Here is a 25929-nt window from a genome sequence, read left to right as displayed (position 1 = left end):
CGGCATCCAACGTTCGGTTACTCCTGAATTACGCTGTTTCGTATTAATAAACCCTAACATATTAACGACAGAAACAGCGTTTTACTTAGCCCTCTTAACCGCTTTTTTTACGATTTTAATACCGGATGCCCACTAATAGTGAGCTGAGTGCCATTTTTATCGTTTTTCAGCATCGCTCTGGCTCCCAAAGGCAGGGTGACAGTGCGTTGTTCATGGCCAAAATCAAGGCCGTCGATCAACGGAACCGACAGCCTGGCGCGCAGAAAATCACAAACTGAATCAAGATTGTAACCTGCGTCGTAATCATTAGGCGCGCTGCCGCTAAAACTGCCGAGGATAATGGCGTTTTGCTGGGCCAGTATTCCCGCGTGATACAGTTGCAGCAGCATGCGCTCAATGCGAAACGGATGCTCGTTAATATCTTCCAGCACCAAAACGCCGTTTTTGATAGCCGGCATCCACGGCGTACCCATCAGCGAAATAAGCATCGCCAGGTTTCCGCCCCATAGCGTCCCTTCTGTCGCACACGCCGGGCCGTTACCCTGCCATTCGAGGGTGAATTGGGCATTGCGCAGAGCCTGCCAGAAATGGTGCTCGGTGAATGCGTTCATCTCCTCGGCGCCGAAGTTAGCCGCCAGCATCGGGCCGCTGAAGCTAATCACATTCCCCTGCGCCAGCAGACCACACTGGATCGCCGTAAAATCGCTGTGCCCGCACAACAGCAGCGGGTTGTGTTGCTGGCGGTCCGCCAGCGCCTGCCAGTCAATATCTTCCAGTAAACGGCTCGCGCCATAGCCGCCGCGTACCGCCATCACAATGGTATCGGGCGTTTTCAGATTTACCAGCGAGTTCACATCAGCCAGACGCTCTGCTTCTGTACCCGCAAAACGCTGGCTGCGGCGCGCAATAACCGCTGAATTGTCGACCTGATGACCGGCCTCAGTAAGACGCGCAAGCCCGCGTAAGGCGGCCTGCTGGTTGATACAGTAGCCCGACGGGGCAATTAAGTGAAACCGGGACATGGCATTTCCTTGCTACAACTAAAACCAAATGTATATCATGCCGCGTAGGTATGTCGTTGTCACCTCAGCGACAGGTTCCGGCTATAAGGATAGATGACGTGAAATTGAGATGGTTTGCTTTTTTGGTTGTATTACTTGCGGGCTGTAGTTCAAAACAGGATTACAAAAATCCGCCGTGGAATGCTGAAGTTCCGGTTAAACGCGCAATGCAATGGATGCCGATTAGCGAAAAAGCCGGTGCGGCCTGGGGTGTCAGTCCACAATTGATTACCGCCATCATCGCTATTGAATCAGGCGGTAACCCGAATGCGGTCAGTAAGTCTAATGCGATCGGCCTGATGCAGTTAAAAGCCTCTACTTCAGGACGCGATGTTTATCGTCGTATGGGATGGAGCGGAGAACCGTCGACCAGCGAATTGAAAAATCCTGAGCGCAATATCTCGATGGGGGCCGCCTACCTGAACATTCTGGAGACCGGGCCGCTGGCCGGGATCGAAGATCCGCAGGTGATGCAATATGCGCTGGTGGTATCGTACGCCAACGGCGCGGGGGCACTGCTGCGAACGTTCTCTTCCGACAGGAAGAAAGCCATCAATAAGATCAACGATCTCAGTCCGGATGAATTTATTGAACATGTTGCGGACAATCATCCGGCGCCGCAGGCTCCGCGCTATATCTGGAAGCTTCAGCAAGCGCTGGATGTAATGTAATTCAGGTGATGTTAATCGCGCACTTTGTTCGATTTTTCCCGGGCTTCGCGCTCAAGGGAAAAAATAATCCGCTGTAAGTTCCGCTCCACCGCCGGGCCGACGTTGAGAAAACGAAAGCTCAGGCGGGGAGTGGTAATGGTTTCGTTTTTACTGTCGATAACTTTGCGTTCGCTAATGGAAATAAGCTGAGCGTCAACGTTATACACCCCCCATTGCTCCATGTTCAGTTCAACCTGCGAGAAGCGCATGCCTTCTACCAGCCCCTCTGGTTTCGGCGTTTCTAACAGCCCGCCCATACCGCCAAGCGACAAATCGAATAAGCGAAAACAGAGTGTGCTGTTGTCCGGCATTTTTACCGTACAACGATAGGGAGGATGCAGCGGAGCGCCGATGCGGAAATATTCCCGACGCTGGACGAACCACAGGGAAGGCGGTAACGATGAGATAAATGCGGGTAGTCGCTGGTACTCGCCTTTTTTCAGCTGTGGCAGGGTGAACTCCACTTTGGCTCCCTGCGTTTCGGCGATAATTGTTATCTGGCTGGCACGTTGCACGGCCTGGTTTTCGTATTCCTGACTGCCAAAATCCATGATCAGTTCGTCTGGGTTGACCGCCAATATTTTGCTGATGAACTGGCCACCCGCCCAGGAGATACGCAGCGGAACCTGCTGCGAATTTAAGTCCCGGAGTACGCCTAACACCGCTAACGGATTTTGCTTCAGGAACTGCTCATTGTAGTTACTCACACCTAATGACTCCTGGATGCCTGGTTTATCGTTGGATTATCGGCATCAATCAACGGAACTTAATACAAATGGATGAAATTTTTTACCAACGCCAATGAATTAAGTCTGCGTGAAAACAGCATATAGCGATGGTTTGCCTATACTTTAAAGGCTGGCGCAGGAATGTCTTGCGCGTGCGTTCACTGGAAAGAGGGCCTGAAAATGGGAATTATTGCCTGGATTATTTTTGGTCTGATTGCGGGGGTTATCGCCAAACTGATTATGCCGGGGCGCGATGGCGGTGGATTTATCCTGACCTGTATTCTGGGTGTTGTCGGTGCTGTGGTCGGTGGATGGCTGGCAACGATGTTTGGTATCGGCGGCGATGTCAGCGGGTTTAATCTCCACAGCTTCCTGGTGGCCGTGGTCGGCGCGATTGTCGTGCTGGGTGTCTTCCGGCTTGTACGACGAGATTAATCGAACGGCCCCCGAGCGGTAATGCCGTTCAGTTAAGCATGTAAGGTGAACATGTGATTCTTGCTCAGGGTTCCGTTCACCTCAACGGTGTCATTTCTCTGAACCGCAGACACCCGTGAACGTGCAAGGGAGGCTCGCCGCCACCTCCCTTGCATCCCAGGCTCCCGGCGGGAAAATCGTCGCTGCGCGAGCTATTCGTCTTATTCCGTCTGCCTGTTGGGTCGGGGCCGAGCCTACGTCCCTGCAGGCCGTCCCCTCTGTCCGCATCCCTGCGGACAGACCCGGTCAGCCGTCAACGCCTCATCGATTTTCAGCCGGATACGGGTCATCGCTTCAACTCTCTGACTTTCAGTTAAATCTCTTTTGCTGTTCAGACATAATCAGATAAAAATACAGGTGGTCAGGTGTGGTTGGTCCGGCTGAAAATTGCCGACGTGTTTCCGTAAGGCCGGGAGAACCCGCATGGATGCGGGTTCAGGGCGCGCTTTGCATGGATGCTACCTCGCGCCCGGCCCGGTAGCCTGAAGGAATAAGCGGAGGGAACCACGAATTGGCAATTTTCCCGCCGGGAGCCGGGATTGTAAAGGGCGTGGCGAAGAACGCCCTTTACACGTTCACAGGAATCGGCGTTTCAGAGAAACTATGGATATGAGGTGAACGGAACCCTTTATCTGAGAGTGCATATTCATAACTTCTACCCACACAGGCGATACTTTCTGAAACTAAGGCGTTAACTGAACAGCATTACTCCGAGTGGGGCCGTTTCTCTGCATCGCTATATCAGAATTGATACTCAATCCCCGCCCAGTAATTGCGACCTTCTTCAATAAATCCTTCACTATAAACGTACTGCGTATCGAACAGATTATTGACCGAAGCGTTAACGCTGAACCCGTGACCGATGGCGTAGTCAGCGCGTAAATGGGTAATGGCGAAACCCGCGGCTTTCTGCGAGCCGTCGCTATTGCTATAGCTCGACGAACGGGCTTCTTCAGACAGCGTAATGCTCAGCGGATCCCACGGTTTCAGCGTCATCCAGGCGGTCAGGGTTTGCGTCGGCAAATCGGTTATTTTGCCGATGTCGCTGCGTTTGACGTCTGCATGGATAAGGCCATAGCTCAGCCCGACGTCCAGCATATCAAAGACCTTACCTTTAACACCGGCATCAAGGCCGGTGTAATCCACCCGACCACTGTTCTGATTCTGGATAGTGTCGGCATCAATGTTGTGCGACAGAATCGCGTCGCTGATGCGGTTGTAATAGACGCTGGCTTCAAAGCCCCAGTTCTGGCTAAGTGAACCATTCCAGGTCAGGTCTACGCTGCGGGCGCGTTCCGGTTTCAGCTGCGGATTGACCAGAGCCACCTGGTTATAAGCCGGTTTTGAGGTCGTGTAGCGCTCTTTCAACGTTGGGAAGCGCGTTCTGTCAGAGTAGGACAGCGCCAGTGTGTCTGAATTTTCAAAGTGGTATTTGGTCATCACCTGCCAGTTAAAGGCCGACTGATTGTTGTCATCGTAGTGAGTGACGCTGCCGTTTTTCTCGTGTTTCATACCTTCCAGACTGTCGCGCCAGTCATAGCTTATTCCCGCCACCACATCGACATTGTCCGCGGCTGCCCACTGGTATTCACTGGCAACAGACCAGGTACGGTCTTCGTAACGGTCGTAAGCCGCATTCGGCGCCCCTTTCTCGCGGTGAACATCATCCTTCCAGTTTACGGCGAAAGAGAGCAGATCGTTTTCACGCATATCCGCAGCGAGCTGCAGGCCAGCCCCATCGCTGTAGTCCGAATAATGGCTATAGCTGCCTTTCTTATTTTTCAGATCGGCAAGCGAGTTATACATCATCAGCGTATTTTCAAAAGTATCGCGATACAGACGGCTTTTCAGGGTAAAACGGTCGCCCAGATGGGTAGTTCCCTGATAGTAATAGCTCTCTTTATCGTACTGCGGCCATTGCCAGTAGCGTGATTTCTGACTGCTGGTTCCGGCGTACGGTGGGTTATCTTTTTCACCGTCCTGATTAATATAGGTCAGCACATACTCATCCTCGCCGCGAGGGGTAAAGCCCAGCTTCACGATGCCGCGTTTATCATCGGCGGAGGAGTTGGCAATCTTGCCGTGACTGCCCGCAACCGGATTGTCCACGCCGTGCGGTAAGCCAAGGAAATCCTGCTTCAGCTGGCTGCCGCTGAGCTGGATGTAACCCAGATCGTTACTGGCGCCAAATGAAGCGTGCATATCGTGGGCGTTGTCTTTGCTACGACTCCAGCCCTGACGATAACCAATACTGCCTTCAATTGGTTTAGTGGGCTTTTTGGTGGTGATATTAATGGCGCCGCCCATCTGGTTAGGCCCTTGTAGCAGAGACGAGTAGCCTTTGGAGACTTCAACCGAAGCGATATCGGATGTCAGGAAACGGCCTAAATCGAGGTTGCCGTCATAGGGGATGTACACCGGCACACCGTCAAAAAAGACGGGAACCTGACGGCTGTCAAACCCGCGCACCTTTACCTGCTGCTCATTACGGTTGCCTGATTTTTGCAGCACTACGCCGGGGACGACGCTCAGCGCCTGCGCCACGTTTTGTTTATCCAGCTGTTGGATCGTTTCCTGGCCGAGAACCGTAGTGGTTGCCGCGGAGGCCGGGCTTGACCAGACGGTCATGGTTTCGCTTTCCTGCCCAGCAAAAGCACTATGCGCGAAAGCAAACGACAGGGCTGTGTAAAGACAACTTTTGTTGAAATTCATTCTTTTAGTCCATTTATAAATGTTATATGCCACGTGTGTCCGGGCTCAGGCTAACTTTGATATCCGCAGGCGGAGCGTAGTAAGGCGCGGAAGTGATGAAAAGTCTGATGCCACAGTCGAGATAACTCGCCAGCGAGGCGAGGGTAATGCCGCCAGTCAGCGCCAGCGTGCAATGGGGGGCCAGAGAAGGGGCCAGACGGACAATTTCTGTTGCCTGCTCAGGGGTAAATTTGTCGAGTTGCAGAACATCGGGGGCGGCACGTAGCGCGGCTAATGCTTCAGCTGGCGTATCCGCTTCGACGACGATCTTTTTTTCTGGCGCATGGCTGCGTAAGCGCGCAATCGCGCCTGTCCAGTCGTTTGAGTTGGTAAGAAAACGGCGGTGATTAGCGAACAGCAGTACCGTCTCGGCGCATCCTCCGCGATGGATAATGCCCCCGGCGGCGAGTATTGCCTGAGTCGCCAACAAACGCGTGCCGGGAATGGCTTTGCGGGTGCAGGCAATCTGCCCATCAGGATAGCGTTGGCGTAGTTGGCTCAACATACTCTCAAGATAGCCCGAAACCCCGCAGCTCCACTCCAGGACATTTTGTACCGCTTTCCAACCCTGGTGCAGCGCCGCCGCATTTCCGTGCGCGCGAATCAATTGCTGTCCGGCGCTGACCTGTTCACCATCGGCCACCCCGTCGCTGACGGTTAAACCTAATGAGGTGAGCATTTGTCTGGCAACGGCGGTGCCGCTAACGCATCCGCCCTGGCGATGGTAAAACGCCATAACGCCAGGTTGCGCGCCGATACCCAGCGCGCGGGTGGTCAGATCCCCGCCCTGAATATCTTCCAGCAGCAGCGCGTCGGTTTGCGCCTGCGAAAAGTAGATCATCTCAGCGCCTCCTGCGGAACGCTGTCCCACCAGATAAGCGCCCAGTCACGACTGGCGGGGGCAATCGCGCGAGGATCCTGCTGCTGATACCAGGCTTCCAGACGTTCGATCTCGTCGGCGCTCAGCTCCCCCATACTCCAGCGCACGTTTTCGAGAAAACGTGTCCAGGTGCTGTTGTCCTGCTGGCAGTTGGGTCCGCGGATAAAATCAACGTGCGCGTGGATCCCCATCTGATACAGGACATTAAGCGCATAGATATAGTTGGGAAGCTCAATCACTTCGCGGCCCAGCGCACGTTGAATGGTGGGAGAAACGAAAGATGAACTGACGAGATGAGTGGTATAAACCCGCAGCCGGGCCTGATTATTCAGTTTGGTCATCGCCTGGCGCATATCGGCAACCAGCGTGGAGCGCGAGGCGACGGCGATATCGCACTGGGGTAAATCATCCCAGTGTTCTTCCCAGGCCCGCTGCACCCACTGTACGTGATGGGCATTCATTTGTACGGCGCGGCGGGCAGCTACGCTCAGCATTCCCTGACTGTAATCTACGCCGTAAATTATTGGCATCTTTTTAGCCAGCGCCAGCGAGACCGTACCGGGCCCGCAGCCCATATCAAAAAGCGACTCTGCGCCTTTCAGGTCGATCTTCCCCAACAGCTGCAGCAGATAGCTGTCGGTTAATGAGGCGCAATTCTCCGCCATTTTTTCCGCACGTTTATCCCAGTGCTCCGGCTTTTTCTCGGTTCTGTTCGCCAGTTGTAACTGTTTACGGTAAAGATCGGCAAAATCAATGTCGTCAATGAGCATTCTTATCCCTTAATTATGTGAGCCAAAGAGGTGGTGAGCAATTTGTGACGGTGTAACGCGATACAATTCAGCCAGACGATCTGCGGCGAGCTGGTGTTCAGGACGTCCCTGCGACACTTCACCGTCTGGCTCGACGCGTACCACGCTGTCGGCGATTGCCCGGGCATGCAGCGGGTGATGGGTCGACATCAGCAGGGCCATACCCGAATTTTTCAGCGTCACCAACGTGTCGAGCAGGCGGATTTGATGCCCAAAATCCAGGCTGGAAGCAGGTTCATCCAGCAATAAAAGGCGCGGACGTTGCGCCAACGCGCGGGCAATTAACACCAACTGCCGCTCTCCGCCGCTCAGTGTGTTCCAGCGTCGAGACGCCAGGTGAGAGATCCCCATCATCGCCAGCTGTTGATGGGCAATTTCATGTTCTTTAGCCCCGGGAACCGCAAATGCCGCCAGTTGCGGGGCCAGTCCCATCATCACCATGTCCAGCGCGCTGAAGGCAAATGCGCCGTCATGCGCCTGAGGAACCCAGGCGATGGCCGCGGCGCGTTGCCGATCGTTGAGATGATTCACCGCGATGCCATCAAGAAGAATGTCACCGTGAAGCGGCGGAAGAACCCCGAGAATGGTGCGCATCAGGGTCGTTTTTCCACTGCCGTTGGCGCCAATCAGACAACAGACGGAGCCGGGCGAAACCTGAAATGAGACATCGCGTAACACGGGCTGTTGACTGTGGTACCCCAGCGACGCGTGGCGCACGATTAATAGCGTCATGACCGGTTTCCCCGCAGCAAAAGCAGCAAAAAGAACGGCGCCCCAATCAATGCAGTCAGGATCCCCAGCGGAATTTCCGTGCTGCTCAGCGTACGGGCGAGGGTATCGGTAAGCAGCAGCAAAATGGCGCCGATCCCCATGGACACGGGGAGCAACTGCTGATGGTTATTGCCACTGATGAGTCTGCCAATGTGCGGCACAACCAGTCCAATCCAGCCGATGATGCCCGCGATGGCGACGGTACAGGCGGTAATTAACGTTGCGCAGACGATCAGTCCCAGTCGCAATCGGGAGACGTTGATCCCAAGCGATCGTGCTTCATCATCCGACAGGGTGAGCAGGTTCATGCGCCAGCGCAGCAGCAATAGCGGGACCAGTCCTGCGAAGATCAGCGGTGCCGAGAACCACAGATCGTGCGAAGTGATAGTCGATAAACCGCCAAGCAGCCAGAAGGTGATAGACGGGAGTTGGGTATACGGGTCGGCCAGCGTTTTGATGAGTGAAATCCCCGCGCCACATACCGTACCCAGCGCAATCCCGACCAGAACCAGCGTTAAAACCGGGTCGTGGCGCTTGACTCGCCGGGTAATCAACCAGACACCGGCGACCACGAATAAACCGCCCGTGAACGCATACAGTTGAATAAACAGGATCGGTAATCCGAACAGGATTGCCGTACAGGCACCTAAACCTGCACCCGCCGCCACGCCGAGGATATCCGGCGAGACTAGCGGGTTGCGGAACATGCCCTGATAGGTGGTTCCTGCGCCTGCCAGCGCCGCGCCAAGCAGCAATGCAGCCAGAATGCGCGGCAGACGGATTTGCCAGAAGACGATTTTGTCCTGCATCGGGACGCTATCTGTACCGGCAATAAGATTCACGACCTGCTGTGCATCCAGGCGATAAGCACCAGAGACCGCGGCGACGCTCGCGCAAAGCACCACCGCAGCAATCATCAGAAAACCGAGGGTAGATGTTTTCATCAGACAGCCACCAGACGTTGATACTGTGCATCGCTTAGCGTGGTATGCCAGAAGAGTTCGCTGTAGCGCTGCATATCGGCTTTAAAGCTCGCGTTAACCTGAGGATCAAGCCAGGCGTGCAGGCGGCGTAATCCCAGTAAACGGTTGATGCCAGGAGGCGCATCCAGCCAGCCAAACGGTAGACCGCTGAGAAACAGAATGCGTTGGTTGGCAACCGCTTTAACCCCTTGCCAGACCGGATCTTCCCTCAGGTACTGCGCCGTCACCGCATCCTGCACCAGAATAATATCGGGCTGCCAGCTCAGCAGATTTTCCATTGAAACCTGCGTGAGTCCCTGTCGCCCAGGGATTTGCGCCACATTGTGTAAGCCCAGCAGTTCTGACGCTTCGGTATGCAGTGAACCTTGTAACCCTGTCTCAAGCCCTCTGGCGCCGCGCGCAGCATAAAAACGCAGCTTTGCTCCGGAAGAGTGGGAAAACGCGAGTGCTTCATCAATAAACCGACGAGCCAGTCTGGCCTGAGCTCTGGCCCGCGAGTCGACTCCCAGTGCTTCACCGGCGGCGAGTAACTGTTCCGGGGTACGTCGCAGTTCACCGTTAATCAACAGCCAGGGAATTTGCGTTTGCGCGCTCACCTGTCTGGCCTGAGAAAGCCAGGTTTCATCGGCATTGCCGCAGTCAACAACCAGGTCGGGTTTAAGCGCTAGTAACGCTTCAAGTGAGAGGGTACTGGCGCGCCCTGCCAGCCTGCCCAGTTTCGGCAATGCCCGAATATCATCATGGAACGGGATGGCGGTCTGGCGAGATAAATCAAAGGAGGAAAGCCCTACCAGTTTTTCCGGCGCAACGGCCAGCAGCAGCATGTCGGCGGGCGCCCCCGCGCTGACCACGCGTTGGATTATATTCGGCCCTGGCGTGCCTCCAACGGCAACGGTTAGCGGCGTTTGCGCCAATGCGGGAAGATGGCGTAGCAGCAGTGCAGATGCCACAAGCTGGGCAAACATCCGTCTTGTCAGTGCCATTATCGGTATCCTGAAGGTTACAAATTCGCTATATATTTACATATACAGCGAATAAAAACATGTTCAGAATCAAATTCTCACGGATGAAAACCCCGGATACCCCATAAGGGCTAGAGGGCATTGAGACAGCTTAAATGGCGAAAAATAAGACAGAAAAAATCCGCGGCATAGCGCGGATTCAGGGCGTAAAACGGCTCAGGTAATGACCTTAAGGCGTCGGTTGAGTCTGTTTTTTAGGTTCGGCTGGGGGAGTACTGGCACTTGCTGGGGTTGGTCGTGATGCGGGTACGCTGTCACAGGGTTTATCTTTGGCGCAAATCAGGTCGAGCATTTTCAGCGTTACGCCGTTGGTCCAGCCGAAACCATCCTGCAACGGATATTCACCGCCACCACCTCCTGTGCCTGTGGTGCTCACGTCATACTTCTCAACCAGCTTTTTCTCGCGATCGTAGGTGTGCTGAACATTGGTGAGGAATCGCCAGGTTACGTCCATGGCGACGTTATCCTGACCGTAATTCTGTAACCCGGATGCTGCGACCCACTGGAGCGGGGCCCAGCCGTTGGGTGCATCCCACTGCTGGCCGCTTTTCACCGATGTAGTAGCCAGACCGCCAGGTTGCAACAGGTGCGCCTGGGTTGCCGTGGCGACTTTACCGGCGCGATCTTTAGCCGCCGCATTAACATACAGCGGGAACAGGGCGGCGGCAGTCAGTTGGTTGCGTACTTTGTGGCTCTTCAGATCGTAATCGGCATACCAGCCTTCTTTGTCGTTCCACAGGTGTTTTTCGATCCCTTTTTGTCGGGCATTGGCCAAATCTTCATATTGAGCAGCTTTGGCGTCATCACCGGCGGCTTTGCTGGCGAGGGCGATCATCTTTTCCATTTTGAACATCAGCGCATTGAGATCGACTGGAACGATGCTGGTGGTGCGCAGGGTGCCAAGCTGATTGGGGTTATCCATCCAGCGGGAACTAAAGTCCCAACCAGACGCGGCGGCAGAGCGCAGATCGCGGTAGATTTCGGTGGCCGGTCGGTTCGGGTTGCTTTTGGCAGTGGCGATATCTTCCACCCAGGACTCTGGCCTTGGCGTATCGCGGTCATCCCAGTAGCGGTTCAAAATGGTGCCGTCATCCAGTTTAACCACGCGCTTATTTTGCTGACCGGGCTGGAGCGTTTCGACGCCTTCCATCCAGTAGCTGTACTCTTTGAGCATCTGCGGGAGGTATTTTTTCAACGCGTCATTCCCGTCGTGCTGCGCCAGCAGTTCAACCATAAAGGCAAAGAACGGCGGCTGAGAACGGCTCAGATAATAGGTACGGTTACCGTTAGGAATATGTCCCCAGGAATCAATCTCGTAAGCGAAGTTTGCCACCATGTCGGAGACCTTATCCCAGTGATTGCTCTCGGCAAGCCCCAGCATGGTGAAATAGCTGTCCCAATAATAGATTTCGCGAAAACGCCCGCCCGGTACCACATACGGCTCCGGGAGCGGCAACAGCGAGTCCCATTTTTCTGCGTCGGTTGTCGAACGAGTGAGTACCGGCCACAGTCCGTCAATATGTTCGCGTAATGATTGCCCTGCCGGGGGGACGTATTTCTCGCCTTCTTTCGGCAAGGTGAAATTTACTTGCACAAAATGGCGTAGGTCGAATCCGGACTGATTTTTCTGCATCCGGTAATCGGCAAGGATCATTAATGGATCGCTGTTGGGCACCGCGTCTGCAAAGGTTTTCTGGTCAGGAAACAGTTTGGCCGTTTGTACATCGTTAAACAGAGGGCCAAGCAGAATATCAGGCGGCGAAGGCGTAGCGGCTGGCGCGTCCTCGGCGTTGGCGGCAAAAGAGGAAAGGGCAAAAAAGGTGCTTGCGAGCGTCAGTTTTATCGCAACAGAGAGCAGGCCAGGATGGCGAGTTGCTGGCGTTATCATCGGTTAATCTCCTTAGCGGTGTGCCGAAGTAGCGGCATTTACCATGAGAAAACCTTAGTTCAGGATCGGCCGTTGCGCGTGATCGGCTCCCCATTTTGCGAATAAACAGACATTTCCCGACGCGATTAGAAACGATGCACACCCTTTATCGGGAAAGGGCGTGCAAATGGCCTCAGCCCGCGAGGCTTATCCGCTTCGCCACGCCGTCAAGGGTCAGAGTGTCACCCATCTTGATGCTATCGACAGCATCACCCTGCTGGCACAGCCAGCACAGACCCATTGCGCGGGCGATAATCGCCGGGTGGGATGCTTCGCTGCCGTCCCGCAGGCAGACGCCCCTGATGGCCTTCGGATCCAGTTGCAGCACCGTAGACGGATAAATGACATCAGCGACCAGAATAGTGGGGCGGATGAACGCGGGAATTTGCTCGGTCTCTCCCGTCAAATGCTGAAGAGAACGAGATAATAAATCTTCAATATCGATGTACCGCGCCTGCAGGTAGGGATCGTCGAGCTGTAAATACTGCTGGCTGAGTTCGCTTAACACCTGATGCCATGCCCAGGCGGCGCTGCACTGCTTTTCGCGCATGACATCACAGGCCATATCAAACAGTTCAGGATCGTCTAACAACGTGTGATGACCGGAGAAAATCGCGGCGATATCGGCGGAATATTTCTCTTCGGCAAGTGCGGTTAACGCATTTAAGTCATTCAGCGTGCTTTGAATGGCGGCCCGTAATTGCTGCTGCTCAGTCTGCAATGATGCTGCAGGCTGCAGGCTTACCTGTGGTGAGTACGGCGTGTAACAAAATGCCGTCCCCGTTGCCAGTGAGGGGACGTGAGTCGCTACGTTATCAGCATGTACGGGCTCAAGCGATTCACCGAAATTCTCAGCCGCCAGCTGTTTAAATGCGGCCAACGCATCCTCAGCCTGTTCACCCTTGGCAATCAGGCGCAGCGTGTCGTTACAACGCACCTGCAGCAGAGCTATTTGGTTCAGGCTATCTGGGACCACGCACTTGCCATTTTTCTCCAGCCACATGTCGGCGTTAAAGCCAGACAGTGTGGAAACCAGCCGTGAAGCGGGACGAACGTGGATGCCGTTGGGGTTTTTCACCACAATGGCAACTGAATGAGCATTTGCATCCGGCGCAAATTCAGCCGATGTCGGTTTTGCGGTGGATGACGAAGGTAAACCCAGTTGCTCACATTTGGCGTCAAGGGCGTTCATGGCGTCACGGATGACCCGCTCGACGTCAGCGCCCGCGGCGGCGCTAACCGTCGCGGCTAACGTGCCTTCAACCAGCGGCGCGGCACACAGCCGCACTCTGGCGGCAATGTCAGGGGCGAGCAGTTCCAGCGCGGTTTCCGCACTCAGTAACGCACTACCGATATCCATCATCACCAGCACGTGATCCGTATCGGCCACGGACTCGATGGCTTCCATCACCTTAATCGGATCGGTGCCAATCGGATTTTCAGGATCGTCAATGCCTGCGGCAATGGCGATTTTGCAACCATCACCCATTAACATCTGCCGGGCCAGCGCGCCGACGCCTTCGCCCAGTTGGGCGCTGTGAGAAACAATAACCAGGTTTACCATCGCTTTATCCTTACTCTCTGGACGCCTGAGCCAGCATTTGCATCATAAACATTACGGACGTTGCGCCAGGATCCTGATGCCCAATGCTGCGCTCACCAAGATAGCTGGCACGGCCTTTACGGGCCTGCATGGTGATGGTGCTTTGCGCTGCGGCTTCCGCTTGCTGGCTTGCCGCTTCCAGCGCCGCCTGTACGCTCAGTTTCTGTTCGCAGGACTGGCGTAAAGATTCCACAACCGGCAGCCAGACATCGCACATGGTTTTGTCGCCAGGTTCAGCCTTCCCACGGCTAACTACACCTTCTGCGCCATCACGAATCATTTGATACAGCTCTTCAAGCGTCAGGCTTTGATGAGCCTGAGTCACCTGGGCGGCGCGGATAAAAAAGGTGCCAAACAGCGGGCCACTGGCTCCGCCGACGCTTGAGAGCAGCACCATACCGGTGTTTTTCAAAATAAAACCGATGTCTTTATCGGCGATGGACGGCAGCTTTTCGACTACTTTGCTAAATCCGCGGTGCATGTTCAGACCGTGGTCGGCATCGCCTATCTCCCGGTCAAGTCCGGTGAGAAAATCACTTTCGGTGGTGAAGATCTCACCGCAACGATAGAGCCAGTTAACAATTTGCGTTCTGTTGAGGGACATCATGAATCTCCTTATTTACCCCAGTTGAGAGCAGGGGTGTGAACCGGCGCATCCCATAAGCTCAGCGTTTCGTCATCCACCTGTAACAGGGTGATTGAGAAGCCGGTCATATCCAAAGAGGTACAGTAAGAGCCGATCAGGTTGCGCTCAATGATGATGCCTGCATCCTGGCAACGGCTTTCGAGGCGGTTATACACGCCGAACAGTTCTGACAGCGGCGTCGCGCCGAGATTATTAACCAGCGCAATGACGCGATCGCCGCTTTGCAACGCTCGTTTGCTTTCTTTACCTTCCTGCCACGCGCCCTGGACGTTGTCCCAGTGGCGCAGCGTACGGCTGTAGTTGCCGTTTTCAAGTAGAGTATCGAACATTTCATCAACGGTCTGATCGAGAGAGGAGAAGGCGCGGCGGTCTATGCCTGGTTCCCCGTGGATACCTACGCCAAACTCCATTTCGTTATCCTGCAACGTGAACGAAGGTTGTCCGGCGGCCGGAACGGTACAGGCGCCAATGGCTATGCCAATGGAGTGGCCCAGATTGTTCAGCTTACGACCCAGCGCCGCACAGGCTTCCAGTGAGTCACCGCGTTCGGCGGCCGCGCCGACCAGTTTTTCGATCAATACGGTATTGGCCACACCACGTCGACCAGCGGTATACAGACTGTCTTTCACCGCTACGTCGTCATCTACCACCATGGTGGTGACTTTGACACCGCTTTCGTGCAGCAGCTCGGTAGCGGTTTCGAAATTAAGAATGTCGCCGGTGTAATTTTTGATTATCAGCAGCACGCCTTCGCCGCCATCAATTTGCATAGCGCATTCGAACATTTTATCCGGCGTGGGTGAGGTAAAAATCTCACCCGGACAGGCGCCAGAGAGCATGCCCTGACCAATGAAGCCGCAATGCATAGGCTCGTGTCCGCTGCCGCCGCCGGAAAGAAGCGCCACTTTGCCCATCACCGGCGCATCTGCGCGGGTGACATACACGGGGTCCTGATGCAGTGCCAGGGAGGGGTAAGCTTTCGCCAGTCCGGCGAGTTGTTCATTCAGTACGTCTTCAACACGGTTGATCAATTTTTTCATTATTTATGCTCCGCAGACAGTCCTGGATGGCTGCCAGCTTCGGGCAGGCATCTGATGTAGGGTATCGGTTTGTACAACGTCACGGCGACCGCTCGCTGCCGATAAGGTAATTTTGCACATGGGTTTATAAAAGAAAATTGTTGCGCGAAGCGTTTCATTACGAAACGTCACCACCAACTATTGTTCCATATTGAAACGTCATGATGCGAAAATCAGCGAAAATGAGATGTTGGGCAGTGTTAGGTGGAAGAACAGTTACACGCCAGATTTTGCTGAAAAAAAACCACCTGCGAGGCAGGTGGTTTATGCACAGGAATTTATCCAGCCTTAGCCCGGATAAATTCCGCGATCTTTTCGTGCCAGCAGAATGCGTTCACAGGCAACAATGTAGGCAGCGGTACGCAGGGAGCAGGATTTCTCTGCTGCTTTTTCCCACACATGCACCATCGCATCGGTCATGATTTTGTCCATGCGATTGTTAATCTCTTCTTCGCTCCAGAAGAAGCTTGCCATGTCCTGAACCCATTCGAAGTAGCTGACGGTTACGCCGCCGGCGTTACAAACAACGTCAGGAACAACGACGATACCGCGGCTGGCCAGAACGTCGTCGGCGTCCGGATAGGTCGGTCCGTTGGCACCTTCGAGTACCAGTTTACAGGTCAGCGTTTCCGCACGGTGACGGGTGATCTGGCCTTCGAGTGCGGCCGGGATCAGAATATCCATCTCCAGGCTCCAGAAGGCTTCGCTGGCGATGGTCTCAGCGCCCGGGAAACCGGCAATCTGCTTGTGCTCTAACTGCCAGGCAGACAACGCGGCCATATCAATACCCGTTGAGTTAAACAGCGTTGCGGTGTGATCCTGAATCGCGACTACACGCGCACCCGCTGCGGCGAACAGGCGGGCGGCTTCGCTGCCGACGTTACCAAAACCTTGTACCGCCACGCGAGCGCCTTCAACTTCAATGTTCGCACGACGAGCGACTTCCAGACCGCTGACGAAAACGCCGCGACCGGTGGCTTTATCACGGCCTAACGAGCCGCCGAGGTGAATAGGTTTACCGGTGACCACGCTGGTCACGGTGGTGCCGTGGTTCATGGAGTAGGTATCCATCATCCAGGCCATGACCTTTCCGTTAGTACCTACATCCGGCGCAGGAATGTCTTTCTGCGGCCCAATGATAATACCAATTTCACTGGTATAACGGCGGGTTAAACGCTCCAGTTCCCCTTCGGACAGCGAGAACGGATCGACGCGCACGCCACCTTTAGCGCCGCCGTACGGCAGGTTTAACGCCGCGCATTTGATGGTCATCCATGCGGACAGGGCCATCACTTCATTAAGATCAACATCAGGATGATAACGCACACCGCCTTTGCCCGGACCGCGGGAGAGGTTATGTTGCACGCGATACCCTTCAAAATGACGGATAGAGCCGTCATCCATCTGCACCGGGATATCGACAATCAGCGCGCGTTTTGGGTGGCGCAGGGTATCCACCCAATGGGAAAGTTCGCCCAGGTAAGGGGCCACACGCTCGATTTGTTGCAGGTAGGTATTCCAGGCAGATGTGCTGCTATCTGAAGCGTAAGATAACTTATCCATGATAAACCTTAGTTATAAAAGTAATATGTTCTTAATTTGGCCGTGGTATACAGTGAATCTCACCATATAAACTTAAATTTAACATTTTTTTCATGGAGCGGCCTGCCCGGCTAACACGACTTATCGGCATGAATAGTGTGGGCTTTGGCTTGGGCGTGAATAGTTATTCTTCGGTTATGGCGATATCGCGGTTATTTTGCGTTTTGTATGACTTAATATGCGTGAATTGTAAAAATTGTAATTTGTCAGATTTATGACGCACCTCTAAAAGTAAATAATATGATAATAAAATGTATTTGCTTTATTGCCATTAAGCTGCGCGTCAGTAGGTCACTGCGATGGTGACAGTATCGGCATAGTTGTCTGGTGTGTAGTTCGCGCTGGGAACGGTGGCATAAACCGGGTAGGTTGTGGTTGTCCCGGTACCGTTGCCCGCGACGGTATTGAGTGATGTATTGCCCCAGATCGTGCCGGACGGTCCCGGAGTCGAACTAAGTTGATAGGGGACTTTATCCGTATTTGACCCCGTGCCCGCCATCACGCCGCTGCCTGCCGTATTGCCGTTGGAGGGCTGAAGGCCGATTGTGTAAGGCGTGTTATTGGAACATGCTACGCCCACGGTATTTGACGCCGTAAGGTTACGCCCGGTCGCTCTGGTTGGTGCAAAGCTAATATCGGTTGCAGAGGTGATATTGCACTGCTTGCTGACAGTCGCCGATACGGTGAAAGGAAGCCTGGCGGCAACGGTATCGCCACAGGTGGTCGGCGGGAAAAGTAATCCGGGATTGAGGGTGACGAGGGCTGTCGCCGTCGTATAGCTATCCTGATAGTTTCCGGGGACGGCTGAAGTTTGTGGCGTGACGATCTGCGCTGATACCGTCAGTGAACCCGTTACCGGCGTCAGATTCAGCAGGCTAAGCTGTACCATGGGAAAAGTTGTTCCCGACTGATACTGGCTCCCCCATACCCTGGTGCGCCCGGCATCCTGGTAAAGCTGGTATGCCAGTGTTCTGGCAGGCGTACCGCTTAACGACATATTTCGCGGGGTAACCTGGCCACTGACAGCTGAGGCGCCAATATTAAAACAGAGATTGATCCCAGCCAGCGTGTCGCCAAGTTCTTTGGCGCAGGTGTAATTGAACGTCATTGATGACGTTGCGCCTGTCGCAGACAACGGATTGACTGAACCCAAATTTATGGGCTGCACGTTGCTCACCGAGCAGGTTACCGCGTGACCGATCGCCGGGAAAAAGAGAACGGCAGCGATGAGTAACAGATGTCTTAACCTCATGAGCGCACTCCTGTTAGTATGATCGGCAAACCAGTGGGCCTATTTGCACAATCCCTTTTGCTGACGCGGGATAGTCAAATTGCACGCGACAACTGCCGGTGTCCGTATCAACGCGCAGCGTATTGTGCTGCTCCAGCGTGTCGAACCAGGTCATCCCATCAAAACCAACGACAGACGACTGGCCCGTTGTGCTGACGGCGTATGCCATGCTGCCTTCGGGAATTGGTTTACCCTGATTGTCGACGAGGACGACCTGCGCAGCGCGTACGGGAGTGATGCCAAAGCTAACCAGAGTACCGGAACGATCGGCAGGCGTTGCATTCGTCTCAACGCGTGCAATCCGCATATTGGCGGGGAGATCCATTGGGTCAATACTAATCAGGTTTTTTTGATAGCTGTTGAGGGGCGTGACCAGCAGTAGCCCCTGGTCGTCGCTGCGACCAATCAGGTTATTTTGCAATTTGACCGGAACATCAGGCACACCGTCAGTTGATACGACGGCAAAACCATTATTGATTTCTCTAGCTGCAAACAAGCCGCCTCCCATGGTCACCAGCGATCCGGTTGCGCCTGCATAACCATAATGGTTATCGGGTAAACGGCTAAATCCTGCGTACGCTTTACCATAACGCCCCAGATATCCCACTTCGCCCTGGCCACTTTGCCGGGAAGCCTGCTGACTGGCGGCCAGATTCCAGCCCCAGCCGCCGTCGGCAGGAGGCGTCAGGCTGGCGTTGAGCTGGTAGCCGGTTTCATCGTTGGTACGTTGTAGGGTGCTGCTGGCGCTCAGATTGTTGTCGGTAGCGATCGTCACCATCAAATAGAGACTGCGATCGCGGTTATCGTCAATGTTCTGATTGAATCCGGCATTCAGTGAGATGTTGTCTGTAACAGATTTAAACCAGCTGGCGTTGGCGTAGCGCACCGCATTTTCGTGTGGATAACGAAACTGCAGGTAGCTCAGGCTGACATTACCGGCAGCTTCCAGCGAATAGCCAATGACTGTGTTGCTGTTAAGCGTCGGTGGCGGCTCACCGTAATGGGTGGCGACATCGCGATAATCGCCGGAAGTTGCTGTGGTACTGGTACTGAAATTAAACCGTTCACCGGACCAACGGTAACCAAAACTGTACAAAAACCCGTTCTTTCCTGAGTCGGTACTTGCGGCAAGTGAGGTCGAAAACGTGCCGCTGCGGGTTCCTGGGATCCAGTCGTTACTGAAGCCCGCGTTAATCAGTCCATCGCTGGTTTCCGTATGAGTCCCGGCGGTGAACGTATTGCTAAACCCGCGGCGCCACGTAGCGCTCAATACCGGTGCGCTGGCATAATCAAAAGAGGAGTAACCATAATTTTCGCGTACCGTGCCCAATTCAGCCGACCAGGCAGTTAATCCTTCCCGCAGGAGTTGCTGATCGTTGTAGAACGAGAAATTTTGTACGCTCGTTCTGCCCAGTGCGTCCGTCATCATTACCTGACCCGTTCCCGCGCCGCTGATGTTAGGCATGGTGTTAATCTGAAAACTACCTGCGGGGACTTCTCCGTTGTAGTACCTGACGCCGTCCACGTACAGCTCAACGTTTGACGGCAACGTCGCGGATCCCAGATATGCAGGGAGCGGGGTGGTTGGCTTATAGGGCTGCAAACCAAAATCGGTTCCTATCTGAATACCGCCGATACGCGTCGGTCGGGACCAGATGAGTGAACTTGTCAGGGTATCGCCAACGGTGAGCGCCAACATCGAATCAGGAAATGACGTACGCCAACTGGTGTCGAGGCGCTCAAAGCTGTTATCGGCATATTCCTCGGTGGAGTACTGCGTCAACTGGGTGGTGCTGAGCACGCCGGCAGCATTGAAGGCGCGAAGTTCACTGAAAGTGTTGATTGCACTTTCATCCCCCTGTTGGGTATAGATATCATAATTGAGCAGCGCCCCGCGTGATGTTGTCGCCGTTGGCGCGGTTTCGGTGGGCGAGTTAAGCTGCGTGGTCGCAAGATCGAGTGAACTGAGTGGCACAGTAAGCGAGAGCGTTTGCAATTGAACGTTGTAGTCAATGGTTAGCTGGGGGATATCATTCAGGCAGACGGCGTTAGTGGCATCTGGAGCAAAGCGGAACCCCATTTTACGCAGGGTATCTGCTCCCGCATAAAGCTTTCCATTATCGTAGCCAAAATGTACCAGCCCAACGGGATTCCCATTTAAGGTGACGTCGAGATACAAATCGACCCCCATAATCTGCGAAGTGCTATTAATAACACTATTTTCGTTCTGGTTATTATTCAGCGTTTGTGCGCAAACCATTCCCGAAATTAATACTCCATTGAGAAAGCAATATTTCACCAGAAGCCAGGATCTGTTACAGATCTTGTACTGTTTTTTGGCCATTGATTGTGACTTCAACTTTCCCGCCATAATGATTATTACTGGCCGACGGGGAGACTATCCAGCGCATTGTTGAGCCGGGTAAAACGTAGCCTAATAGTCCGGGTGTTATGACTTTTTTAGCACCGTCAGGGCTTATAAATGTTGCAGCGGATAATTGCGCATGCCCATTTCCCTGATTGCTGACTTCAATAAATTTTTTGCCATTCAGTTGTTGTAATTTCCATTGCAGTTTTGCCTGCGTTTGTGCCGCTGATGTCGGTTGAATGAAAACGGGAACGGAATAATGCAGCACAAACTGAAGCTTATTTTTTTCTACTTTTGCAGGCGGCAACTCATCTATCGACAAACGATAAGCGTCTTCGGCATGCGCCGAGGGAGGGCTTGTGCGAATAACACGAATCAACTGACGTTCTCCAGGGGCTAATGCCAGCATCGGCGGGCTAATGACCAGCCCCTGAGAGGGAGAAAGTTTGTCGTCATAAGCGCTCTGGCTCCAGCGAAAAACCCGAACCTGGGCGTTGAGCACATTTTCACCTGCGTTACTCAGCCAGATACCATCGGCATTTTGCGTTGCTTGCAACGTTAATGTAACCGGGGCTATTTGCAGCCCGCTGGCGGCGGCGGGGTTAACGCTCGCCACCATCCCTAACAGGCATGCGCAGGCACACTGCTTAACAGGCAGTTTTACTTTCATGTGGCTTCCTGAAGTTAGTAGTTAACGTTAACCGTTACCGTGTCGGCATAGTCGTCAGGAGTGAAGTTGGCGCTCGGTGCGGTGGCATAAACAGTATAGGTTTGCGCCAGACCGGTCCCCGTCGCCGCTACGCCATTTCCAGGCGCGGTGTCGGTGGCGGTATTTCCCCACACCGGACCTGTTGCTGACGTGCGATTTAGCTGATAGGGCACTTTGTCGGTATTGGTGGCCGCGTTAGCCACAGAGGACATGGCGCCTGAGCCCGTCGTCGTCCCTCCATTGGCAGCCGACGGTGCCAGGCCGATAAAATAGGGCGTGGTTTTTGAGCAATTAATTGAAATAGTGTTGCTTGCACTGGTATTTGTCGCTGTGGTATTCACCGGACCAAGCGTGATATTTGAAGCCGAACCAGCAGTTACGGTACAGGCCTTCTGAATCGTCATCAGCACCTGAAATGTTCCGTTAACGGTTGCTGCATTTGCCACTGATATAATGGAAAAGGCGCAGCAACAAAGAATTAAGCGTTTGTCTAAGACTAGAGCCATATCCTTTACCTTTTTCAAATAACCACATTTATTACTTTAGAAAAACAATAATGTGGCACAAGAAGACATAATTTAACCCTAGAATAAGTATTAGGCGTACGCCAGTTGATCTAATGAATTTTACTTAGGAAAAAGGTGATGGCGTCTACAAAAAAATAATACCAACGGGTGAGTATGTTGTTTGGTTTTTATGCTATGCCGGGTGTTTAGTCAAAAGGCCAGGGGGCAGCATATTCAGTGGATGGTACTCAAATGACCACCCAAAATATGAGAATCGTAGGTTTTATCTTCCTTAATTCAGTACCGTATTACCTGTTGGTTATGGGCTGTGGAAAACGACTTTATAACCTTGCTCATTCCAGTGTTGTAGCAGCTCATTTTGTCTGCGGGTTGGCGTAATACCGGTCCAGACAAAAAGCGTCTGCCCTGGGAAAAGTTCTGGTCTTGGCGATTCAATGGGTTCAGCAAGAACGGCAATATGCCAGCCAGATTGCGATAAGCGCCAGGCTTCGAGCCACAGACGGGTTCTGTCTTCAACATCCCAGGCCATCAGGATGGCATCTTTCCCTGACTTGCGCCGCGTTTCAGACAGCAGTGTGGCAACATATTCAATCAACGCGCCATCAAGCATACTGATCATAATGCGGGATGTATTATGATCAAGCATTAACCGTTGACGTACGGGAAGATAAACGTGATCAATCAGTGCATCTACGGGATGGACGCGACCAAGTGCGATAATTTTGGCTCGCAGCTTCGGTGGATGCGCCATGCGAAGCATGCTCATCATCTCTTCTTGCAATTGATTCCAGTCATCGTCAGTTTGACGGGTACTGGTTTCCAGTAATGCTTTTACTTTGCCAACGGGTGTGCCACTGTTAATCCAACGTTTTATTTCTTCAATACGTTGAATATCTTCTTCATCAAAGAGACGGTGGCCACCTTCGCTGCGTTGAGGTTTGAGTAAACCGTAACGTCGTTGCCATGCCCGGAGGGTGACAGGATTTATCCCGCAACGTTCTGCGACATCTCCAATGCTGTAATAAGCCATAGTTCCCCCAGACACTCCTGATTCTCCGTCACCGATATGCGGTTCCTGTTACTTTGTACAAGATGCATCAAATTGTACAAAACATACAGAGAATTCTAGCAAAATTAAGATTTACTTTACTATCACGCAGGGTGAAATGCTGAATTTTTAAGTTCAGCATGAGAGAGGGGGTGAGAATTATTGTTTGCTAACAATGTCTTAGGTGTTCTTATGCTGAGAAATCATTTTTTCTCTGGCCATGCAACAGACGGCGTACCATTCAGGCAGGCTTGTGCAAAAAGGTTACCCTGGAAGATTTCAATACCTGCGGACTCAAGCCACATCCACTCTTCAGGTTTTTCAACGCCGACTGCGGAAATCATGATTTCCAGCGAAGTGCAGCATTTGATAATTGCCTGAATGATGGCCTGTCTTGGTCCACTTTTATGCACATCCGTGATGAGCTCGCGGCTTATCTTAATTCGGTCGGGTTGAAAACGAGACAGAAGCTGAAGCCCGGCAAAACCTGCCCCAAAATGATCTATCGCCACACAGATCCCCGCAGCCTTGAGTGACTTCACAGCCTGCGCGAACGTATCAAAACGAGAAATAACTTCGCTTTCGGTAAACTCTACAATGATTTGTTCAGGCACCAGTCCGTGCGCCGCGATTTCGTTTATCAGAAAGCTGACTGCATCGGGTTTATTTACCAGGGTCATGGGGAGCAGATTGACTGAAAGCATTTTGTCGTTAAGTCCCAGCGCGCTTGCCATTGCAAAAGCAGTCTTTTTGCTCTGCAGATCCGCGGTATACAGTTCCTCAGGATTTAAGTTGTCAAAATAAGTTGCGGGCGTTTCACCATCTCTACCACGAATAAGTGCTTCAAGGGCAATGACGCGTTGCGACATAGGATCGATAATGGGTTGAAAAGCAAAGCTGAAATCGATATCGGACGGGAGTGTGCTTTCATCCAGGAGAGTACAAGAGTCGTCGGCAACAAAACTCCAGTAATCAGGCGCAGGTATTTCAAAATAGCTCGATTTTTCCGTCGCAAGGACAAATGTGCGGAAAAACTGTAATGCCCTGTCATCATACGTGAGCTGAAATTTAGATGTTCCCTTGTTAAGTACCGCTTGCAGGACGTCATTGCGTTCATGTTTCTGTAAATCAAATAACTCCATCCCCACCTTTCCGAATCTTCTTGCAGGCGCGTAATCACACATCAGCTCAACGATATTGTGGTGCCGTGGATCGTTACATATACAACGATAAATCTCCTTTACCTGCTCCTCAGGGCCTTCAAGCAGTTGGAAAAAGTGGCGACCGTTAAAGAGTAAAATCCCCGTAACATCAGATCGCCTGTTTTTGAGGTTTGCGGCTGCCACCATATCCTCAAGCGCTCTGAGGGGGGCGTCATCACGTAGATGGCTACGGTAAATAATGGTCGTGAGCATGGACAGTCCGGGATCATGGGGGGAAGAGGTATGGACAGTATCAGACAAACCAGCTTATGTCCTGATTTTAATACATTGTTCTAACTTTATTTTTACAAACAAAGACCCCTAAAATGATCAAATTCATTCGTTAAACGATGTGTGTTGTACAATTGAATTTGATTTCATGTAGAATGAAACTTATACAACTCATTGATTATATTGACTTAGCACTTATTGCTAAAAATTAACGAGCTGCGTTGTACACATTTTTGGTACAACTTTGCTACTGTTATAAAACTTAATATTCACCAGCATTTTGTTACAGGAGCATGACATGCAGCAGCATACCGTTCGTACTGATTCTGCAAGCGCGATTTCTCGTTACTTTGCAAAGGCGCATCTGCCAACCCAACAGGAAACATTGGGAGAAATCGTCACTGAGATACTCAAAGATGGGCGAAATCTGAACCGCAAATCACTTTGCACCAAGCTTCTGAGCCGTCTTGAAAAAGCATCAGGGGAGAACGAACAGAAACATTACAATGCGTTAATTGGCTTGCTTTTTGAATAAAAGGAAGTCTGACATACAGAATCGGAGTAAATACTGACGTCGTTATGAATAAAACTGACAGTGAACGCTTGAAACATGAAATTACAGGTTTGGCTGTGCTAGAAATTTTGCGAATGCATACAGACGTTTCGTTAGCTGCAGTGATTAAGCAACTGCGACTTATGCAGGCCAGTGAAATGGATAGCGCACGCAAGCAATTAATTGACAGCGTTATCAATGATTTCACAAACATTAATCCGGGAAAGATAAGCAGAAAACCGGATAAAACCAGAGATGAGAGTGCTTTCAGTGCCAGCAAAAACCCTAAATTACATTAAAGATAATCTTCCAGACTATACAAGCGAGGTTACCATGCTTCATGAAATTAATGTCCACAGTGTAATGACGGATAAAGCTTTATCAAGTTACTTCCATAATGCAGGTGAGCTATTAGCAGATGAGTCTGTGGTATTGGGGCAGGCGGTAACAAATGTAATTCTGGCTGGTGATAATGTTAATAATAAAAATATCATTTTAAGCCTGATTGGTTCTCTGGAGTCAACAGTTGACGTTGTCCAGGCAGATGTTATCAGAAAAACCCTGGAAATAGTGTTGCGTTACACAGCTGACGATGTCTAATAAGTTTCATATTAATATAATATGTACAGTACCTTTGTTATATGCTTAAAGCATTCATGCTGAGCATTTTTTTGATTAAGACTATACATAGCACCCTCTCATTTTTATGACTACATTTTATGGGGTTGATATGGCCAATTCTATTCCGGAAAGCTTTATTTTTTGCTGTGCGTTGTATAAAGATATAGAGCGTAAGGTAATGTTAAAACAAGGTTATATCAATAATGATGTTCTTGTTCAGGCTTTTAGTATTCAGTTGAAGAATGAGAAGAATGCGATTTTAACCGATCTCTATACACAGATTTTGGCTCATCTTCAACCCGACAAAGTAGTACAACACGGTTAGGTTTATTG

At 52.2% G+C, this 25929-nt stretch carries 25 protein-coding genes; 6 read left to right on the top strand and 19 right to left on the bottom strand.

Annotated elements, in window-relative coordinates:
* Positions 1 to 107: 107 nt before the first annotated feature.
* Positions 108 to 1022 (bottom strand): muramoyltetrapeptide carboxypeptidase, encoded by a 915-nt coding sequence (ldcA, locus tag WHR59_RS13965; RefSeq protein ID WP_087052770.1) that lies wholly within the window; start codon positions 1020 to 1022, stop codon positions 108 to 110.
* Positions 1023 to 1120: 98 nt separating this feature from the next.
* Here ldcA and emtA point away from each other — a divergent pair, with 98 nt between their 5' ends.
* Positions 1121 to 1732, top strand: a complete 612-nt coding sequence (gene emtA / locus WHR59_RS13960) for a membrane-bound lytic murein transglycosylase EmtA (RefSeq protein WP_338843166.1) — start codon at positions 1121 to 1123, stop codon at positions 1730 to 1732.
* An 11-nt stretch (positions 1733 to 1743) separates the two neighbouring features.
* Here the strand turns inward: emtA and ycgR are convergent, their stop codons facing one another.
* Positions 1744 to 2478: a flagellar brake protein YcgR gene (gene ycgR / locus WHR59_RS13955; protein WP_043016069.1), complete on the bottom strand. Its 735-nt coding sequence runs from the start codon at positions 2476 to 2478 to the stop codon at positions 1744 to 1746.
* A gap of 201 nt (positions 2479 to 2679) precedes the next feature.
* Here ycgR and WHR59_RS13950 point away from each other — a divergent pair, with 201 nt between their 5' ends.
* On the top strand, positions 2680 to 2934 hold the full coding sequence (locus WHR59_RS13950) for a GlsB/YeaQ/YmgE family stress response membrane protein (RefSeq protein ID WP_003020908.1): 255 nt from the start codon (positions 2680 to 2682) through the stop codon (positions 2932 to 2934).
* Between the two features lie 780 nt (positions 2935 to 3714).
* Here the strand turns inward: WHR59_RS13950 and WHR59_RS13945 are convergent.
* The 17 genes from WHR59_RS13945 to WHR59_RS13865 form a co-directional block, all read right to left on the bottom strand.
* Positions 3715 to 5685: a TonB-dependent receptor plug domain-containing protein gene (locus WHR59_RS13945; RefSeq protein ID WP_043016070.1), complete on the bottom strand. Its 1971-nt coding sequence runs from the start codon at positions 5683 to 5685 to the stop codon at positions 3715 to 3717.
* Positions 5686 to 5707: 22 nt separating this feature from the next.
* Positions 5708 to 6565, bottom strand: coding sequence for a ModD protein (gene modD / locus WHR59_RS13940; protein WP_043016071.1), 858 nt, complete (start codon positions 6563 to 6565; stop codon positions 5708 to 5710).
* On the bottom strand, positions 6562 to 7374 hold the full coding sequence (locus WHR59_RS13935) for a class I SAM-dependent methyltransferase (protein WP_172862945.1): 813 nt from the start codon (positions 7372 to 7374) through the stop codon (positions 6562 to 6564). The genes modD and WHR59_RS13935 overlap by 4 nt, the downstream gene beginning before the upstream one ends.
* Positions 7375 to 7383: 9 nt before the next feature.
* Positions 7384 to 8145 carry an ABC transporter ATP-binding protein gene (locus tag WHR59_RS13930; RefSeq protein ID WP_338843165.1) on the bottom strand — a complete coding sequence of 254 codons (762 nt, stop codon included), beginning with the start codon at positions 8143 to 8145 and terminating at the stop codon, positions 7384 to 7386.
* Complete coding sequence (locus tag WHR59_RS13925) at positions 8142 to 9101, bottom strand: FecCD family ABC transporter permease (protein WP_370638285.1); 960 nt, start codon at positions 9099 to 9101, stop codon at positions 8142 to 8144. The genes WHR59_RS13930 and WHR59_RS13925 overlap by 4 nt, the downstream gene beginning before the upstream one ends.
* A gap of 26 nt (positions 9102 to 9127) precedes the next feature.
* Positions 9128 to 10150 carry an ABC transporter substrate-binding protein gene (locus WHR59_RS13920; RefSeq protein WP_172862946.1) on the bottom strand — a complete coding sequence of 341 codons (1023 nt, stop codon included), beginning with the start codon at positions 10148 to 10150 and terminating at the stop codon, positions 9128 to 9130.
* A 208-nt stretch (positions 10151 to 10358) separates the two neighbouring features.
* Entirely contained in the window at positions 10359 to 12077 is a 1719-nt protein-coding gene (locus WHR59_RS13915; RefSeq protein ID WP_338843164.1) for an alpha,alpha-trehalase, read from the bottom strand.
* Between the two features lie 172 nt (positions 12078 to 12249).
* A complete protein-coding gene (gene dhaM / locus WHR59_RS13910; RefSeq protein ID WP_043016077.1) occupies positions 12250 to 13680 on the bottom strand; it encodes a dihydroxyacetone kinase phosphoryl donor subunit DhaM in 1431 nt (476 codons plus the stop codon).
* 10 nt (positions 13681 to 13690) lie between these two features.
* Positions 13691 to 14323 (bottom strand): dihydroxyacetone kinase subunit DhaL, encoded by a 633-nt coding sequence (gene dhaL / locus WHR59_RS13905; protein ID WP_043016078.1) that lies wholly within the window; start codon positions 14321 to 14323, stop codon positions 13691 to 13693.
* 11 nt (positions 14324 to 14334) lie between these two features.
* A complete protein-coding gene (dhaK, locus tag WHR59_RS13900) occupies positions 14335 to 15405 on the bottom strand; it encodes a dihydroxyacetone kinase subunit DhaK (protein ID WP_043016079.1) in 1071 nt (356 codons plus the stop codon).
* A gap of 327 nt (positions 15406 to 15732) precedes the next feature.
* Entirely contained in the window at positions 15733 to 17007 is a 1275-nt protein-coding gene (locus tag WHR59_RS13895; RefSeq protein WP_043016080.1) for a Glu/Leu/Phe/Val family dehydrogenase, read from the bottom strand.
* Positions 17008 to 17329: 322 nt separating this feature from the next.
* Entirely contained in the window at positions 17330 to 18298 is a 969-nt protein-coding gene (locus tag WHR59_RS13890) for a Csu type fimbrial protein (RefSeq protein WP_043016081.1), read from the bottom strand.
* A gap of 13 nt (positions 18299 to 18311) precedes the next feature.
* Positions 18312 to 20597 carry a fimbria/pilus outer membrane usher protein gene (locus tag WHR59_RS13885; protein ID WP_338843163.1) on the bottom strand — a complete coding sequence of 762 codons (2286 nt, stop codon included), beginning with the start codon at positions 20595 to 20597 and terminating at the stop codon, positions 18312 to 18314.
* A 55-nt stretch (positions 20598 to 20652) separates the two neighbouring features.
* Positions 20653 to 21375 carry a fimbrial biogenesis chaperone gene (locus tag WHR59_RS13880; RefSeq protein WP_043016083.1) on the bottom strand — a complete coding sequence of 241 codons (723 nt, stop codon included), beginning with the start codon at positions 21373 to 21375 and terminating at the stop codon, positions 20653 to 20655.
* Between the two features lie 14 nt (positions 21376 to 21389).
* The gene (locus WHR59_RS13875) at positions 21390 to 21920 is read right to left on the bottom strand and encodes a Csu type fimbrial protein (RefSeq protein WP_003833507.1); all 531 of its coding nucleotides are present in this window, start codon (positions 21918 to 21920) and stop codon (positions 21390 to 21392) included.
* A gap of 319 nt (positions 21921 to 22239) precedes the next feature.
* A complete protein-coding gene (locus WHR59_RS13870; protein ID WP_338843162.1) occupies positions 22240 to 22971 on the bottom strand; it encodes a MerR family transcriptional regulator in 732 nt (243 codons plus the stop codon).
* A 221-nt stretch (positions 22972 to 23192) separates the two neighbouring features.
* The gene (locus tag WHR59_RS13865) at positions 23193 to 24404 is read right to left on the bottom strand and encodes a diguanylate phosphodiesterase (protein WP_043016085.1); all 1212 of its coding nucleotides are present in this window, start codon (positions 24402 to 24404) and stop codon (positions 23193 to 23195) included.
* A gap of 316 nt (positions 24405 to 24720) precedes the next feature.
* Here WHR59_RS13865 and ycgZ point away from each other — a divergent pair, with 316 nt between their 5' ends.
* The 4 genes from ycgZ (at position 24721) to WHR59_RS13845 (ending at position 25921) form a co-directional block, all read left to right on the top strand.
* Positions 24721 to 24957 (top strand): regulatory protein YcgZ, encoded by a 237-nt coding sequence (gene ycgZ / locus WHR59_RS13860; protein WP_043016086.1) that lies wholly within the window; start codon positions 24721 to 24723, stop codon positions 24955 to 24957.
* A gap of 44 nt (positions 24958 to 25001) precedes the next feature.
* Positions 25002 to 25274 carry a hypothetical protein gene (locus tag WHR59_RS13855; protein WP_043016087.1) on the top strand — a complete coding sequence of 91 codons (273 nt, stop codon included), beginning with the start codon at positions 25002 to 25004 and terminating at the stop codon, positions 25272 to 25274.
* 34 nt (positions 25275 to 25308) lie between these two features.
* Positions 25309 to 25575: a biofilm development regulator YmgB/AriR family protein gene (locus tag WHR59_RS13850; protein WP_043016088.1), complete on the top strand. Its 267-nt coding sequence runs from the start codon at positions 25309 to 25311 to the stop codon at positions 25573 to 25575.
* Positions 25576 to 25705: 130 nt separating this feature from the next.
* The gene (locus WHR59_RS13845; RefSeq protein ID WP_043016089.1) at positions 25706 to 25921 is read left to right on the top strand and encodes a hypothetical protein; all 216 of its coding nucleotides are present in this window, start codon (positions 25706 to 25708) and stop codon (positions 25919 to 25921) included.
* Positions 25922 to 25929: the final 8 nt, after the last annotated feature.

The organism is Citrobacter europaeus (assembly GCF_037482245.1).
GTDB classification, from domain to species: Bacteria; Pseudomonadota; Gammaproteobacteria; order Enterobacterales; family Enterobacteriaceae; genus Citrobacter; species Citrobacter europaeus.
The sequence above is the reverse complement of the archived record's forward strand: the minus strand, read 5'-3'. Positions and strand labels throughout refer to the sequence as shown.